This window comes from Allotamlana fucoidanivorans (assembly GCF_045788535.1).
Taxonomy (GTDB): Bacteria; Bacteroidota; Bacteroidia; order Flavobacteriales; family Flavobacteriaceae; genus Allotamlana; species Allotamlana fucoidanivorans.
In genome coordinates this window covers 3854004-3871816 of the sequence record NZ_CP074074.1, presented here as the reverse complement: position 1 = coordinate 3871816, position 17813 = coordinate 3854004, and the positions used below count along the sequence as shown (strand labels likewise).

The following is a 17813-nucleotide window of genomic DNA, read 5'->3' as shown; positions in this document are numbered from 1 at the left end:
TAAAACAAAAATACGTTGTATATATCATAAAAAGCTAGATATATTTATCGAAGTTGTTTTAAATGATACAACAATGGGAATCACTAAATGATTATTGAAAGTTATTTTGAACTGATTTTGTTGATGGGAGGCGTATTGTCTTTTCTCCTAGCCATGTATCTTATTTTTTATCCAAGTAATTTTTATCCAAATAAAATTTTGGGTGCTTTAGTTTTTTCTTGGTCGGTAACCGTTTTCGTGTTTATTTTACACACCACAGATTTCTATCAACGCTATGTTCATTTATATGCTGTGCTAGATGTTTTTACATTAATGTTTTTTCCATTAATGTTCCTCTATTTAAGAAACTACTTGTACCGCGACATAAAGAAACCCATGCGGCAACTGTATCATTTTATACCAGCAGTTCTTTACTTATTGGTTTTAACGCCGTTTTTTGCGAAGTCCTCTGATGCAAAACTAGAAATGCTTCAAAATGGATTTCCTGTGTGGTATCTTATAGCGCAGTCTGTTTTTAATATTGTAATTATTATTCAAGGGATTTTCTATAGTATATTTTGTTTGAGAACCATTCACCGTTTTCAATATTTTAGAAAAAAACATCTTTCAGCATTTCAGTTATCCACATTAGTTTGGTTAAGACTGTTTGTGTTTATAAATATTATATTGTGGACTTTTGGTACTACAGGTGCTATATTGGAGTTGGCTGGCATTAAATTGTTTTTTAATCTATTTAATGTTTTTTATGCAGGTTTAACCTTATTTACAATTGTTTTAGGAATTTTTACCACCATGCGACCTGAACTTTTTTCTGAGTCTGAGGATATAAAAAATTTAATACGCACTAGTAAAAATAAACCTAGGTCTATTTCTGATCAAAATAATGAAGACTTTGAGGTATTATCGCAATATATTGAAAAGGAAAAACCATATTTAAAGACCGATCTTAAAATGCAGGATTTAGTAGAGTCCACAGGCATCACTTATAAGCGTATTTCAGAAGTGTTCAATAAAAATTTCAATAAATCCTTTTATGAAGTTATGAATGAGTATCGGTTAGAAGAAGCTAAGCATTTAATAGCTCAAGGATTTCATCAACATCACACACTAAATTATTTGGCCGAGAAAGCAGGATTCAATTCTAAAACAACATTTAATAGAATTTTTAAAAAATATACCGATCAAACCCCTTCGGATTATATTAAAAATCTAGATGATTCTATCATCTAAATTCACCTAATTTTTACTTTTAAAGCGGTTATATTTTTTTTTAATGGTGCCCTGATATTAGTTTTCAGCAAAACACACTTTATGATTTCATGTTCTGATGAGTAAGAAATATGTTTCTTTTTAACATGTTTATGGCATTAAACGAAAGCGTTATTAGTTCCTTTATGGAAATATTGGGCGTTTAAAAGGTTTTTAAGTTTTTTGTTTTTAATATGTTGTTTATTAATAAGTTAGAACATGTGTATCATTGCATAATATGTGTCAATTCATGCAATGACACCTAAAAACACCTAGTGGGGCTTTAAATTTTAAGTAAATAATTAATTATGCCACAGCGGAAAGCAATTTTAACTAACCCTTAAAAAATAATTAACTTAAAATTTAAATTATGAAAATTAAAACTATTTCCTGTTTGGTTCTTGCAGGTATGTTGTCCTTAAATAGTTGTGTTAAAGGAGACATAGATGAACTTCAAAATCAAATTAACGACTTAAATGAAAAAGTAAATGATTTAGAGTCAACACAACAAGAAGCCTTATTGGCTGCTATTGCAAAATTAGAAGCAGATTTAGCGGCTTTAAATTCTGAACTGGTTGGAGATTTAGAGTTATTAGAGCAGGAAATTGCAAATAATGCTAATGCTGTTTATTACGGTAATGTTATAACCGATGAAGATTATGCGGCTTTAACGGCTCAAGGTGCTACCATTATTACAGGTAGAGTTGTTGTAGGTGGTGATGCACACGTGAGTGCACTTTCAACAATTAAGTTAATTGGTAAAAGTCTTGAAGTTAATGGTGGAACGACCATTACAATGGATGCCTTACAAAGTATTGGTGAAAACTTAATTATTGAAGGTGTTGAAGCTGATGCTACCGTAAACTTTGCAGTGTTAGCTTCTATTGGTGGAGATTTTGAAGTTGTGGAAAATGCTGGGCTTACTAGTGTTGTGGCTGATGAATTGGTCTTAATTTCTGGAGCTTTAGCTACCGAAGAAAGTGAAATGTTAGCAACTTTATCTTTAGCAAAGCTTGATCAAGTTGGTGAATTAAGTATTGATAATTATTATGCCGATGATCCTACCTATATTAATATAGGTGCGCTTTCTAATTTAGATTTATCAGGTACAAATGTTTTAGGTGATGCTCATTTAAATTATTTGGGTGATGTTGAAGTGGTGTCTTTAGGAGATATTCACGGAAACTTTGATTTTGTTCAAGGTAATGTAGTAAAACTTTCTATTTCAGGAGAAACGGTAGATGGCAATTTCACACTGTCTTTTAATAAAAGATTAAAAACAGTTGAAACCCCTAATCTTAAATCAATTAATGGAAGTTTAGATATTTCTGGTAATTCTGATTGGCAGTTGGCAGGAGCCTCTTTAGAAGCATTGCCTAGTTTCCCAGCTTTAGAATTTATTGGAGGAAATGTGACTATTGGAAGTAATTCAGATTTAGTTTCTATTGATGCCTTTAATAACGTGACTCAATTAACAGGAGATATTAGTTTATCAGAAAGTGCTAAGATTGAGAGTGTTAATATCTTTAATGCATTAGTTGAAACAGGAGCAAATCAGTGGTCAAATGCTAATATATACATCAGTTTTCAAACCAATTGGTTTAATGGATTTAATGAATTGCTTGAAGCTGGAGAAGTAACAATTACTGTTAAAGTACCAAGTGCTGATGACGGTGGAATTGGTATTAGCTCAACATCTTCTGCAAGTGCTTTAGCTGATGTTGCTAAAATGGAAGGTTTTGCAAAATTAACAGAGTCTACAAACATGCAACTATATTTTAGTGAAGTAACTGAATTTAATGCTTTTGCATCTTATACAAATTTCAAAAGAACTTACGGAACTGGTTTTAAATTACAAATGCCAGCTGAAGGAATTGGTATGTGCGCCATGGAGCCATTCTTAACCAAAGTAAAAAATGGTGATTTTGGAACAAAACCAATGGTTTTTGAAGAAATGGCAGAAAACGAATGGGGATGGATGGTGCCTACTGAAGTAGATAAAGATACTGCAGTAGATAGACTTCTTGCGCCTTGTACTACACCATAATTATAATAAATAAGTGATTAATAGTTAATAATGTCTCGGCACCCCTTTTTGGGGTGTAGGGGTGTTATTACCAAAACCATATTAGTTAATCTTAATTAGCTATTTTCCTAAGAAATTAAGATGCTATAATTCAAATAAACAATGAAAAAACTATTAGGCTGCCTAATATTATTCTGCCTTATGAGTGTTAACATGACTTACGCTCAATCTATAACGGTAGAGGGCCATGTTAATGATGAAAGTGGGTTACCCTTACCAGGAGTGACCATTGTAGTAGAGGGAACAAACCAAGGAACTACAACAGATTTTGAAGGTTTTTATACCATTTCAATTCCTAGTGGCGAGGCAAAACTTGTTTTTTCGTATGTTGGAATGCAAACCCTTACTGAAGCAGTAAATAATAGAACTACTGTTGATGTGGTTTTAAAAGAAAATTTAGAAGAATTAGAATCCGTAATCGTTGTAGCTTACGGTACTTCTACAAAAGAAGCGTACACAGGAGCAGCTTCGGTGGTTGATAATGAAATTATTGAAAACCGTCCGGTAAGTTCTTTTGAAAAAGCTTTGCAAGGTACTACACCAGGGCTTATGGTATCTAGTGCTTCAGGACAACCAGGGGCAGGTTCAACGGTTAGAATCAGAGGTATTGGTTCCTTAAGTGCAAGCAGTGCGCCTTTATTTGTTCTTGACGGTGTACCCATGTCAGGATCTATTTCAGATATCAATCCCAATGATATTGAGAGTGTAACAGTTCTAAAAGATGCAGCCGCATCATCACTCTATGGCTCACGTGCAGCCAACGGTGTTATCTTGATCACCACAAAACAAGGAAAATCAGGCACCACAAAAATTGATTTTACAAGTCAATTAGGTGTTTCAGAACGTATTTCAAAAGGGTATGATTTAATGAATTCTACCCAATTTTATGAGCAATCTTGGATGGGACTTTATAACCAAGCCCTTCTTGATGGGCAATCTGTTACAGAGGCAAAAGCCTATGCGCATGATGAGGTTGAACAAATAGTAGGTTATAACCCATTTGGGGTAGATAAACCCTTAGATGATAATGGTAAATTAATACCAGGAACACAGGTTCGTACCAACACAGATTGGCGCGATGAAGTTTATAAAAACGGGATTATTCAAACTTATAACTTAAATGTTTCAGGAGGTTCAGATATTACTAAAGTTTTTATGTCCTTAGGATATTTTAAAGACTCAGGAACAACTATAGGGGCTAACTTTAATAGAATAACTAACAAAATTAATGTATCACATCAAATCAATAGTTTTTTAAAAGCAGGGATTAATTCTCATTTATCATATTCAAAAACAAATGCACCGCCAAGTGGAACGGGCGGTGCTAACCCTGTGAGGTCGGCCGAAATTATTAATGCTGCTTCACCGGTTTATGATGGTTCAGGAAATTTTGAATGGGGTAACAAAGCTATTTTTGATTTTAATCCAGTAGGCTTAGCAGCTCTTGATAAGTATGAGTACAAAACCAAAAGAGCAGTTGTAAACACGTATTTAGATATTGATATCTCACCATCTTTTAAATTTAGAACAACAGGAGGTATTGATACGAGTTTAGATGACGGATTAAATTATTATAATCCAGAGCATGGTAATGGGGCAGGTGTAAACGGAAGAAGTTCAGCCTCACATTCTGATAACTTGGCTTGGAATATTTCTAATATATTAACCTATTCAAAATCATCTGATAAATCTTATTTTGAAGTGTTACTAGGGCATGAAGCCCTTGGCGCTGATTTCTCAGTGTTATCTGCCGAGGTTACTGATTTTTCTGTGCCAGGTAAACCTGATTTGGTTTGGGGATCTAAACCAGAACAGCCAGGAAGCTTTACGTCTTCTTGGAATATGGTATCTTATTTATCTCAGGTAAAGTACGATTATGATAACCGCTTGTATTTATCAGGAAGTGCGCGTGTTGATGGTAGTTCAAGATTTGGAAAAAACAACAAGTATGGTCTATTCTATTCTGTAGGCGCAGGATGGAATATTTCAAAAGAAAACTGGATGCCAGAATGGTCATGGCTTGGTAATGCTAAGTTAAGAGCTAGTTATGGTACTTCTGGTAATAATAACATTGGTAATTATGCATCTTTGGGGCTTTACGGCAGTGGTGCCAACTATGGTGGTTTCCCAGGATTAACGCCTGTACAATTATCAAATGCTGATTTAAGCTGGGAAAAGATTGAAAGTTTTAACATTGGTTTAGACCTTAATATCTTCAGAAGATTTGATGCCACTTTCGAATTTTATAACAGAAATTCAGATGGTTTGTTGTTTGCTAGACCATTATCGGCTGGTAATGGATTTGGCTCCATTCTGTCTAATCTAGGAGCAATGAAAAAATACGGGTGTTGAGGCATCATTTAAGTATTTACTAATTGATAATGGCAATTTTAACAGTTCTATTGGCTTTAATATTTCAACCAATACCAACGAGATTTTACAGTTAACTACAGAAAAAATTGTTTCAGGTACTAAATTACTGGAAGAAGGAAGCAGTATTTATCAATTTTACATGCGTGAATGGGCTGGTGTAAATCCTGATAACGGCTTACCAATGTGGTATGTAAATGCCGATTCTGATGATAAAGATGACAATACCATTCCAAACTCAGCATATAATGATCCGTTAGGTTCAGGAAGACAAGTAACCAGCGAATATAATGATGCCGAAAGAAAACGCTTAGGAAATTCACTGCCAACAGTATTTGGTTGGTGGTATTAACTACGATTTAAGTTACAAAAACCTGTCCCTTAATTTTTACTTGTACTACAGTTTAGGCGGGAAAGTATATAACAGTGACTACGCGGCCAATATGCATGACGGTACCAATACGGGGACAAACTTAGCCGCTGACGCAGCAAATGCTTGGACACCAAATAATAGGTTTACCAATGTACCAAGATATGTAACCAATAACACTGATCAATCCAATCAAATGTCTTCAAGATTTATTGAAGATGCGTCATACTTGAGATTGAAAAATATTAATGTGGCTTATCAATTTCCAGAAAAGTTATGTAAAGCCATTAAGTTGAACAGTTTAAGAGCATTTATATCTGCAGAAAACCTTTTAACCTTTACTAAGTTTAAAGGTTTTGACCCAGAAGTAGCCATAAACGGAACAACCAATGGTAGAATCCCTGGTGTTAAAGTTGTAACCATGGGCTTAAAATTAGAGCTATAGAAAAATGAGATCATATATCATGAAGAATAGAATAAAACATATAATAATAACTACGGTATTAGGACTGATATTGGTAGGATGTAGTAATGATTTTTTAGAGCTTGAACCTACAGATTCCATTTCTGAGGACAAAGTTTTTGATTCATACGTAACAGCAAATTCAGCTTTAATCGGTGCTTACAATCAATTAAGTAGCTTCAATTTTGAAGGTTTATACAACCCCATTATGGCAGATATTATGGGGGAAGACCTTATGGTAAATGCCGTTGATAACTGGAACTGGTTTATATCTGTATACCAAATGGATGTATTACCTAACTATGTGTATGTTGATAACCCTTGGTGGTCTGGTTATAAGTTAATTTATGATGCAAACAATATTATCAACAATGCCATTTATATTCCAGACGCGACTACAGAACAGATAGATAATTTAGTAGGCCAAGCAAGAGTACTTCGGGCTTATACATGGCTTAAGTTAGCACAAATGTATGCTCCGGCATATACCAAAGATCCAGATGCACCGTCAATTTTACTCAATACAGTAACTGGAGAAATTAAATCGGGTTTTCAACGTGCCCCACTATCAGAAGTGTATGCTCAAATTGAAAACGATTTGTTGGCAGCTACCAATCAATTGAAAGAAAATAGTGATAAAGGTTTTTTTGATTTACGCGCAGCACACGCTGTTTTAGCTCGTTTGTATTTAGAAATGGGTAATTGGTCCTCAGCCAGAGACCATGCCAAATTGGCTTCAGAAGGTTTAGAGTTAATGGATATCAACACCATGTTCTCTGGGTTTAACAGAAGAAACTCTGAAACTATTTATACCATTGCTTATACACAAGATGATAATAACACCTATTTATCTATTCCCTCATTTTATTGGCCAGTAGGAGGCTACAGTTCTATGCGCGCTGATAGTGAGTTTGTAAACACCTTTACTGCCGCAGATGCCAGAAAGTCGTTCTTTTTAAAGGTAGATGATATTGACCCAGATAGGTATCTTATCGTCAAGTTTGCCCACAATAATTCGGTTGGAAATGCCGAACGCATTTGTATTCGTGCATCAGAGATGTTACTTATAGAGGCAGAGTGTGAGGCAGAGTTAGGAAATTTCTCAGAAGCTCAAGATGCTTTATATGAGGTGCAAAGAAGATCTAACCCTGGCGTGTCAAAGAGTACATCAACAGGTCAAACCTTAATAGACGAGGTTTTATTAGAAAGACGTAAAGAGTTATTTGGTGAAGGTTTTAGATGGAATGATATTAAAAGAAGACAACTACCATTCCATAGAGCAGGAGAGCACTGGGTAAAATTATCATTTACAGCTCAAGATCCTGATTATTACAGAATGACTTTCCCTATACCTCAATCTGAAATTGATGCGAACGATGCATTAGATAATTCAGATCAAAATATTGGATATAAATAAAATCAGGAAGATGCTGAAAAACAAAGTGGTAACACATACAAATTTTAAACGGTTGGTGAGTATTGTAATGCTCTTAATAGCCTTTGGGTTATTAATGCAAGCCTGTTCACCTGATGAAGAACCTATAAACCTAAACCCTAATGCTGGGCCTAGTTTTATTGATATTGAAAATGACGGTTATGTGATACAGCTAAGTGCGGTTCCAGTAAAACCACCGTTAGTAGGTACATGGCGTATTTACAATGGAGAAAATGGACGCTTTGAAGACATTCATGACCCAAGAACTTTATTTTATGGAGAACCTGGTGAAACCTATACTATTGGATGGGAAGTTAGTCATGGCGATGCTTATGAGGCCGCTTCAATAACCGTGTCTTTTAAACCACTTATCCCTATCATTATTGAGCCTAAAGCTAGTGTAGATACCCTGAAGAATAATGTGTCCGCTTATCTTAAAGCAGAGGCTCCAAAATATGGTGCAACTGGAAAATGGGAAGTGATTAATGGTGATGGAAGAATTGAGAATGCTGATAATTTTAAAGCTGAATTTATAGGTAAGGAGAAATCTGAATATAAATTACGTTGGACTTTGAGCTATGGTTCAAAAGCGGTTTTTCAGGAGGTTGACTTTGTAACCGATGTGCTGAATGCCTACGCAGGTCCTGATCAACTCGATATTAAAAATGAAAAGGGTGCTGAGGATAAATATTTTACCCTTGAAGCCTATCTACCCGCCGGTGCCACAGCAGAATGGGAAGTTGTTAAAAACGCAAATCTCGCTACGGTTTATGGTAAAAACAATCCTAACTCTTTAATAAAAGGAGTGGCAGATTCCCTATACACCTTAAAATGGAAAGTTGTTCTTGATGCTTACACCTCAGTTGATAGTGTAGATATCAGGTTCCGTGGTAAATGGGGGATGTTTAAAGATAGTCGTGATAACCAAACTTACAAATACGCAGAGATAAATGGTTTGGAATGGATGGCAGAAAATTTTAATTATGCTGCCGATCCTGGAAATGGTTCTTGGTATTATGGGCATGCCTATAGAAGCATAATCGAAGAAGGGTTCCCTTTAGAAACCAAGGAAGATCGTAAAAAGTACGGACGCTTATACTCTTATTTCGCTGCTAGAGATTATGCTCCTGAAGGTTGGCGATTACCAACGCCACAAGAATATGGAGATTTAATTGTGTCACAGGGAGGTACTTTATATGCCAAAGACAAATTAGTTGAAGGGGGCCCAACAGGGTTCGATTTGGGCTATCCTGGGTATTTGGAATTCTCTAGCAGTTCAGATCCGGCTTTTAGGAACGTTTTTAGAGAACAAGATAAAACAGGTATATACTGGACGAACACTTATGTAGAAAGTAATGGTTCCTCTGTTGTATTATATATAACATTGAATGGTGCATCTGTAGATCCAGTGGTTTTGCCTGCTAATTTCTATGCGCTTCCTGTGAGATATGTAAGAGAGATTCAAGATTAATATTCCCATTTGACAAATAAAAAATTGAGAAAAATGAAAAACATTAAAATATTTATACTGCTACTTTTGGGAATGCTCCATTTTGGAGTGATGCAGGCTCAAGATGAAAGGCAATCAGAAGATGATATCCTAAGTGGTAAAATCCGATTAAAATTTAAGCAAGAGGCCATAAACCAATCTAAAAGTTTTAAGGTGGCTACGGGTAAAACAACCTCAAAAGAAGTTGGTTTGCCTAATGTAGATAAAGTAAGTAATCAAATAGGTATAAAACAAATAAAGCGTGTGTTTCCTTTTTCTCCAAAATTTGAAGCAAAACACAGAAAATACGGACTTCATTTATGGTATGAAGTAGAGTTCGATTCTAGCAAATCTGCTAAAGAAGTTATGAAACAATATGAGAGTATTGCTGACATTGACATTATAAAGCCTATCTATAAGAAAACCCAGATTGATGGAGGAAAAGAGCCTGTAGTGTTTAAATCTGATGAAGTGAAAAGTGCTATGGATGAGTCGATTGTACTAGAGTCTGATGATCCAAAATTATCAGAGCAGTGGCATTATGAAAGTAACGACAGGTTTGGAGAGTTTAGCTCTGATGTTGAATTATTTGAAGCATGGGAAACTACAACAGGGCATTCTGATATTATTGTAGCCATTGTTGACCAGGGTATTGATTTTAATCATGAAGATTTAAAAGATAATATGTGGCAGAATGAGGCCGAAATTAATGGAGTGGAAGGCGTTGATGATGATGGAAATGGTTATATAGATGATTTTTACGGATATAACTTTAATGTACGAGGTGCTATTACACCAGGTAATCATGGTACGCATGTTGCAGGAACAGTTGGTGCTGTTGGAAACAATGGTATTGGTGTTGCCGGAGTTGCTGGGGGCGATGGTTCAGGTAATGGTGTAAAATTAATATCTGCTCAGGTATTTGATAGTCGTACCAATGGGGGGCTTAATTTCGCAGAGGCTATAGTTTATGGAGCAGATAATGGTGCTGTAATTTCACAAAATTCTTGGGGGTATAATCGTCCAGATTATTATGAACCAGAGGTGCTTGATGCTATTCGTTATTTCATTGCTGAGGCTGGTCAATACCCAGGTAGCCCAATGAAAGGAGGTATTCTCTTCTTTGCAGCTGGTAATGACGCTGTAGAAAGCAATCGCTATCCAGGAGCCTTTGATGAGGTTGTAGCAGTTAGTAGCACAGGACCAACTGGGTTGCCAGCACCTTATACCAATTTTGGTGATTGGGTAGATATTTGTGCGCCCGGTGGCGATATGACAAATTTTGGTGAAGAAGGCGGCGTATTGAGTACCATTACGAATAATCAGTATGGTTATATTGAAGGTACCTCTATGGCATGTCCACATGTTTCAGGAGTTGCGGCTTTAGTCTTAGCTAAAAATATCAATGAGGGTAATACTATTACACCTGACGATTTACGCAGAATTATTATTAATTCAACAACCCCCTTTAGATTTATTCACAACAGTAAGTATGGGAAAGGTATCTTAAATGCTGCTAAAGCATTAGTGGATGATAACCGAATTCCGCCCAATGCAATTACCGACTTACGTGCTGCTGAAAGTTTTCATAATGAAATACGATTAGCATGGACAGTGCCTAATGATGATGACGGATTTAGTCCTAGTTATTATTATTTAGCAATAGGGGAAGAACCCATAACGGCATCTAATTTTGAAAATCAAGGCCTCTTTTTGGTAGAAAATAATGTTGAAGCAGGGCAAACGTTCAATATAAATATTGGTGGCTTAATAAAAGAAACAGATTACTGGTTTGCGGTTAAATCTTTAGATCAGTTTGAAAATATTTCAGAGATCTCTAATATTCTGGCTACAACAACCTCTAGTGAGCCACATTTTATGGAATCGACCAAAAGTATCGATTTGACCATTGATGTAACCGATAATCCGTTGGCAAATGTCCCTGTTACTTTTTCAAACATTTCTGAAGGAATTATTTACTGGGAAAGCTTAATTTCTAACGAAACCTATTTCAGACCTCTAGAAACCGCCAGTGCTTCAGCTAAAACGGTCACATATAAATCCGATAGTATAGCAAATACTTCCAATGATGATTTAGGTGAGCCATTTGAAGCTATTCGCTATTTAACAGATAGTGACTTGTCTCAGGCCTCGCTATCATCCTTCGAGCACTGGAAAAATGATACTCCAGAGTATATCGCAGGGTTGTCATATGAAAATGGTACACCTCCAGCATTCTTAGCCGGAACAGGTAATACCAATGCGGGGTTAATTATGGGAACACGATTTGATATTCCGTACGATTTTTCATTTAATTTAACGCACCTTGAAGTAGCATTATTTCCTGAAACTAATGAGTTTCCTATCACTATTGAAATTAGAAAAGGTTCAAGAAATGATATGAATAAGGCTGAAACTGTATATCAGCAAGAATATTATCCTGATGTGGCGAACGAATTTAAGTATTACAGAATTCCTATTTATAAGCCACAAAAGTTTCAGGATAATGAATCGTTTTGGGTGGTGTTTAATTTCCCAAAGGAGATGCTTAATCCTCAGGTGATGCAATTTGGTGGGGGAGAGTTTAATGAACGTTTTGTTGTGTCTAGAGATAATGGAAGAACCTATATTATAGCAAGAGATTTATTGTTCAGACCGGCTATTCCTATGCTTAGAGCATTTAGTACGGGAGAAAACGGATCATTTGTTTTTCTAGATCCTAATAACGGTGAAATTCAGGAGTTCTCAAATCAAGACATAAATATTACGGTTGATGCAAATAATTTAACTAATGGCAATCATTTAGCATCGGTTGGTGTTTTAACAAACGATATTCATAAACCTGTCGTAAATATTGAACTAAAACTAGAAGTAGTTGGCCAGGTAGCCGTTGTTGACAATACAGCATTACATGAATATGAAGTATTTACCAACGTAGAAAATGATCTTGAATTAGAGGTTGAAAATAAGGGATTATCAAATTTTGAAGTGTATGGTTATACGGTTGAAGGAGCAGGAAATACTGAAGTATATGCAGATACGTTGATTGTGAATCCTGGAAATTTAGATAAGGTACCGTTTAAATATACACCAAGTCTTGAAGGCGCTATTAATGATAAAATAACGCTTAACACAAATATTGGCGATTTACCTTTTGCCTTACGCCTCATTAGTGAGCAAGGACCAGACATTGCGTTGAGTGTATCAGCTTCAACAATTGATGTTAATTATGAATCAAAAAGACAAGTGTCATTGTCTATTACAAATAATGGAACTGGGGCTTCTTTAAATTATGATTTGAATCATTACAATATTGCGAATAAAAACTCTGGTTTAATGGGGCAGAAGCTCCATTATACTATGAGTTCTTCATTAGATATTGATGGCCCGGCGGCAAACTTGTGGGATGATATTTCAGACTTTGGTACTGTGTTTTCAAGAGAAGAATTAAGAAATGCAATTCCTTTAGGTATGAAATTCCCATTCTTTAATCAAATGATGGAATCGCTAAGTGTTGATCTTTTAGGAACTGTAAATCTGTTTGGTTATAGAGCCTTAGTACCACTGAACATTCAGGGATCACCTTTAAATGTTAATCGATTAATTTATCATGCTTTTGGTGATAAAATTGTGTTAACATTTGAATGTCATTTAATGCGAAGTGGCTCTAAAGGGTATGCACATTATGGGGATACCGTAGAGTTTCAGGTTGTATTGTTTAAAAATGGCGCTATAGAATATCGTTATAAGGATGTAGATGACGTAACGCCAGATAAAGATTATACCATTTACGTGCAAGGGATATTGTCTGAAGATAAGCTAACGTTTAGAGATTACGGTGATACCCAAGAATTAGTAAATGGGTTGGTTGTAAGGTTTACGCCAGACCGAACTATTTCCATGATTGGAGAAACCAACAAATTAGAAGGAACCATTTTAAGTGGAAATACCGAAGTGGTCAATTTAAATATAGAACCTAAAGCTTATGGCTTAACTGAAGGCACCTACAATGATACTATTGTTGTTTATAATAATACAGCGGCAAAATTTAATAAAGTGCCTGTAGTGATTAATGTTTCAGGAACACCAGAAGTTACGGTTAATGATTCTGTTCATTTTAAAGAGCCAGTATTTATTGGTGCTTCGAAAACTAAGTATTTAAAGGTTGAAAACAAAGGGGCGCAAGCTATTAATATAACGGCATTATCATCTGGTTTAGCGCAGTTTACCATAGATGCTTCAGTGTTGCCAATAATGTTAAATGCCACATCTAATGTAATGTTACCCGTAACATTTACTCCTACAAATTCTAATGAGTTAGTAGGCAATGTAACGGTTGGCTTTGAAGATGGTTCTATTCAACAAGCGGTTTTAAGGGCTAAGGGGCTAGATGATGCGCACTACACACATGATTTACCACTACCTATTTCCGTGAGTTTAGGAGGTGGAGAAAAAACATCGGTACCTTTTAATATTACAAATACGAGTAGTGCTGTGGGACTGGAGTATGTGTTTAGAAACAGCACATTTGCATCGGTAGCGAATGAAAGTACTGGTAAGGCCATAGGAGCAAATAACAGAAAAGCAACTGAAGATTATGGGTATGCCTGGAAATTAAGCGATTCCTTAAAAGTGTTTCATAAATGGGACATGATTGATTTAAATGAAGGCAGATTAGAGCTAGAAGAAAATGGGTATACCTCTGTAGAATTACCTTTTGAGTTTCCATTTTATGGTGAATATTATAGTACTATTTGGATTTCTATTAACGGATATATCTCCGTTAAGAAACCAAGTAATCAACCAGGAGAACCAACCTTTGTAATTGGAGATGATTTCAATGGGGTTATAGCACCGTTATGGACTAATTTAAAGCTACTAGAAAACAATAATGGCTTAAATTATAAACTTGAAGATGATACATTGGTAGTGCAGTGGTATAAACTAGTAGGGCAAAATGCTTCAATGAGCCCTGGTGAAGTGTCTTTTCAAGTAGAAATAAATAATGACGGTTATATTAAATTTCATTATGACGATATTGAGACTTGGGGCGGATTAATACAATATGGTATTAAGAGTCCAGATGGTACTGAGTTTCTTCAAGAGGAAAAAGCATTAATAATGAGTTGGGCTAATATAAAAAACCATACCTCATACATTATAGCCCCACCACAGGTAGGAAGCGTTAGTACCCAACAGCAAGAAGCTTTAAACCTAACGGTTTCCGCTGAAGACATCTATTATCCTGGAATTTACAGTGATACTATTAGCTTAGTGTCAAATAGTAATAGTCAAAAAACTTTGGAAGTTCCAGTTGAAATACATGTTACAGGGGCGCCAAAAATAGCCGTTACTGACACGCTAAGTTGGGATAATATTGTTTTTAGAAATAACTTAATCTTAACTAAAACGCTAAAAATAACCAATAAAGGATACGATATTTTAAAAGTAACGCAAATCGCTTCTGAAGGCTTAGATGGATTTAATTTGTATGATGAAGCAGGTAATAAGATTATTAGAAGCAGTTCGGGTGTATTATTGAGTGCTATCAATATCAAGCCATGGGAAACTGTTACACTTACTGCAGAAATTGCGGTGTTGGTCAACCAAAACCAAATTGGGAAGATTATTTATACCAGTAATTCAGGTGCTGATGAAACGGTTGTAGAAGCTGCCATTGTAGATTCTCCAATGTTTAGTTGGAATGCTCAAGATCAAGAGTATACACTTACAAATATAGAGAAAGAGGTTTATACCTTTAATATAGAGAATAAAGGTGATTCAAAGTTATTCTATAATTTATCACCTGCAACGGTACCACAAGTTGCTCCTACGCCAACAGAGCCTTATATCTCTGACCTGGAAGGAGAATATGATTTGCAAAAAAGGGTGACCGTTGATTCATTAGCTATTGAAACCAAAGAAGTTGGTGATGGTGTGTTTACACCGTTTGCAGTAGGGGCTAATTTGGCATTCTCTAATCGGTTTACAGCTCCGACAGGTGGTTTTAGTTTAACCCATGTTAGAGCCTATACGTATTTAGATAAAATTGAAGAGCTTATCACTGTAATGGTTTATAAAGGAGGCGATTTGCCCCAAGATGGTGTAAAGCTATACGAACAACAATTTGTAATTAATCAAAGAGTAGATAGTGAATGGATTTATTTCCCTCTAGAACAACCATTTTTCATACCAGAAGGAGAACAATTTTATATAATAGTTACACTTCCTGTTTCTAATAAATATATGGGATTTGATAATTCTGAAGACGAATCTATCCTTGAGGAGAGTTTTTCAGGGGTATATCAAGGTAATGAAAAGTATTACTGGTGGGCAAATTATGTACAAAGCATGCGTGTTCTCTGGAAAATAAGACCCTTAACGGCATCAGGTAAAAACCAGTGGTTAACTCTAGATACGTATGAAGGCGAGGTTTTAGGAGGAGAAACAGTAGCTATTAATGCTACCATAGACCCAGAAATAGCTGGGAAAGGTACACATTCAGGAAAGATTATAGCAACCTCTAACGATATTAATAATCCAAGAGAGGAGGTAACTATTACCTTAAATGTGAATGGGGCTCCAGAGTTAAATTTCTATCCGAATATTTATAAAGATACTTTGAATCTTGTTGAAACCGAATCTAAAGTGTTTAATTATTTATTTGAAGATGTTGAAGGAGATGCTATTACTGTTTCTATTGATGATAGTATTAAAGGTATTGAATATGAGTTGACACAGACCGATGCAAACACAGCTCAGGTTACTGTAGAAACAGATTATGAAAGCGAAGGGAATTATAAAGTACCGCTAGCTTTTACGGATGCCGTAGGCAATGTGACTAATGATACGATTGTAATTAACGTAATTGAGAAAAACCGTGCTCCAATTTTTAATACAGATTATGAGGTTGTTACCCTTAATCTCGCTGATAAAAATAGTGCAGTAACCATAGATCCTAACGAGATTTTTACAGATCCTGACGGTGATGTTTTTCAGTTCTTAGCTGGTAATTATAATCCAGAGGTTGTTGATATGGCCTTTGGAAATCAGTTCATAAACTTAAACCCTATAAAAGTAGGCACAGGGCAATTGGTTTTTGCTGCAGATGATGGTAAGGAAGATGGTTTTGTAATTCATTTGGTTTACGTAAATGTAATTGATGATTCAGAAACGGCGTCGGGTGTTCCAGATGGTTTGTTTAATGATGTCCATTTTGATGCATCAGATTTGCCAGCCATATTCACTCCAAATCCAGTAGTGAACGGAATGGCTAAACTGTATTACAAACTAGATGAAACTGCTGATGTGAGTATTCAACTATTTAATTCAAATGGCCAATTACAATACACAACAAGCAAATCTAATGTGCCAGTTGGTGAACATGTGGAAGTATTATCATTGAATAAGCTAGCACCAGGTTTTTATATCTGCGTGTTAAATGCAGAGGATAAGGCGTATAAGAGTTTTAAAATAATAGTGAAGTAAAATTTATAATAAAATGGTTGGAGCATACCATGTGTTCCAACCATTTTAAAAGTTAAGGGATTGATTGACAATAACCAATTAACACCACATCGTTTAACTGAGTTAGTATGTATTGGGATAATTTAAAAATATTAAGGAATATGGGGAATCATAATCTAAATTCATCAAAAGACTCACCTGAGGAAGAGTATGAAATTATTAGTGCAGAAGCAAGACATTGTCATGGACAGAAGAAGGTAACAGGTGAATTAATGATTACTAATAAGCGCATTGTATTCTCTTCAAAACAAAATGAAGATGTTGTATTGGGCTTAGATGAGATTGAGTTAGTAAAGTCAAATAAACATTTATTTGCTGTAAAAGATAAACTTACCATTATTGGTAAGAAGAAAGAAAATGTATTCTGTCTTAATTATTCAGAAGATTGGATGGAGCTTATTCAATCTTTACTGCATTCAAGTGCGAATCATTAACAGAAAGAGTATTTAAAAACCTATGACATTTGAATATCTTATAATTTTGGGACTAGCCGCTTATTATATATTTTTCTATTTAAAAAATAGAAGATATAATACCAATACTACTATGAAATTTTTAGCTGCTTATAGTGCTTTAATAAGCATCATATTATTGTCCTTTCTAATTGTTTTTGATGGCTTTGATTTATTGTATGCCATGGGGTGGAGTATATTTCAAATTCTATGTGTTATGTTTCTATGTTGCTTGCCCTGTAGTATGTATTATATATATCTTTCAAAGGCCAAGCGGTTTGGTTGATGCAGATACCTTTAACGATTATACCTATTTGAACAGTTTATAATACTTAATAAAATAATTCATTTAGTAATCATCGCAGATTTCTGA

General features: G+C 35.3%; 9 protein-coding genes. All 9 read left to right on the top strand.

The genetic code is table 11. The annotated features are described in order from the left end of the window. Nucleotides 1–87 precede the first annotated feature (87 nt). Nucleotides 88–1230, top strand: a complete 1143-nt coding sequence (locus KFZ70_RS16460) for a helix-turn-helix domain-containing protein (protein ID WP_139698176.1) — start codon at nt 88–90, stop codon at nt 1228–1230. Nucleotides 1231–1618: 388 nt separating this feature from the next. Then, nucleotides 1619–3295 carry a hypothetical protein gene (locus KFZ70_RS16455; RefSeq protein ID WP_139698177.1) on the top strand — a complete coding sequence of 559 codons (1677 nt, stop codon included), beginning with the start codon at nt 1619–1621 and terminating at the stop codon, nt 3293–3295. Between the two features lie 141 nt (nt 3296–3436). Further along, nucleotides 3437–5686 (top strand): SusC/RagA family TonB-linked outer membrane protein, encoded by a 2250-nt coding sequence (locus KFZ70_RS16450; RefSeq protein ID WP_407515754.1) that lies wholly within the window; start codon nt 3437–3439, stop codon nt 5684–5686. A 160-nt stretch (nt 5687–5846) separates the two neighbouring features. Next, nucleotides 5847–6056 carry a hypothetical protein gene (locus KFZ70_RS16445; RefSeq protein WP_407515752.1) on the top strand — a complete coding sequence of 70 codons (210 nt, stop codon included), beginning with the start codon at nt 5847–5849 and terminating at the stop codon, nt 6054–6056. A gap of 40 nt (nt 6057–6096) precedes the next feature. Further along, nucleotides 6097–6519 carry a hypothetical protein gene (locus tag KFZ70_RS16440; protein WP_407515751.1) on the top strand — a complete coding sequence of 141 codons (423 nt, stop codon included), beginning with the start codon at nt 6097–6099 and terminating at the stop codon, nt 6517–6519. 19 nt (nt 6520–6538) lie between these two features. Beyond that, on the top strand, nt 6539–7954 hold the full coding sequence (locus tag KFZ70_RS16435) for a RagB/SusD family nutrient uptake outer membrane protein (RefSeq protein ID WP_158293220.1): 1416 nt from the start codon (nt 6539–6541) through the stop codon (nt 7952–7954). Between the two features lie 10 nt (nt 7955–7964). Beyond that, nucleotides 7965–9443 (top strand): FISUMP domain-containing protein, encoded by a 1479-nt coding sequence (locus KFZ70_RS16430; protein ID WP_139698180.1) that lies wholly within the window; start codon nt 7965–7967, stop codon nt 9441–9443. Nucleotides 9444–9476: 33 nt separating this feature from the next. Next, entirely contained in the window at nt 9477–16949 is a 7473-nt protein-coding gene (locus KFZ70_RS16425) for a S8 family serine peptidase (RefSeq protein ID WP_139698181.1), read from the top strand. A gap of 107 nt (nt 16950–17056) precedes the next feature. Then, nucleotides 17057–17422 (top strand): hypothetical protein, encoded by a 366-nt coding sequence (locus KFZ70_RS16420; RefSeq protein ID WP_139698182.1) that lies wholly within the window; start codon nt 17057–17059, stop codon nt 17420–17422. The last annotated feature ends 391 nt before the right edge of the window (nt 17423–17813 follow it).

What these genes read in the sequence shown, in the direction of transcription:
- KFZ70_RS16460 (WP_139698176.1), top strand. Translation starts at nt 88, where the DNA reads ATGATTATTGAAAGTTATTTTGAACTGATTTTGTTGATGGGAGGCGTA.
- KFZ70_RS16455 (WP_139698177.1), top strand. Translation starts at nt 1,619, where the DNA reads ATGAAAATTAAAACTATTTCCTGTTTGGTTCTTGCAGGTATGTTGTCC.
- KFZ70_RS16450 (WP_407515754.1), top strand. Translation starts at nt 3,437, where the DNA reads ATGAAAAAACTATTAGGCTGCCTAATATTATTCTGCCTTATGAGTGTT.
- KFZ70_RS16445 (WP_407515752.1), top strand. Translation starts at nt 5,847, where the DNA reads ATGCGTGAATGGGCTGGTGTAAATCCTGATAACGGCTTACCAATGTGG.
- KFZ70_RS16435 (WP_158293220.1), top strand. Translation starts at nt 6,539, where the DNA reads ATGAAGAATAGAATAAAACATATAATAATAACTACGGTATTAGGACTG.
- KFZ70_RS16430 (WP_139698180.1), top strand. Translation starts at nt 7,965, where the DNA reads ATGCTGAAAAACAAAGTGGTAACACATACAAATTTTAAACGGTTGGTG.
- KFZ70_RS16425 (WP_139698181.1), top strand. Translation starts at nt 9,477, where the DNA reads ATGAAAAACATTAAAATATTTATACTGCTACTTTTGGGAATGCTCCAT.
- KFZ70_RS16420 (WP_139698182.1), top strand. Translation starts at nt 17,057, where the DNA reads ATGTATTGGGATAATTTAAAAATATTAAGGAATATGGGGAATCATAAT.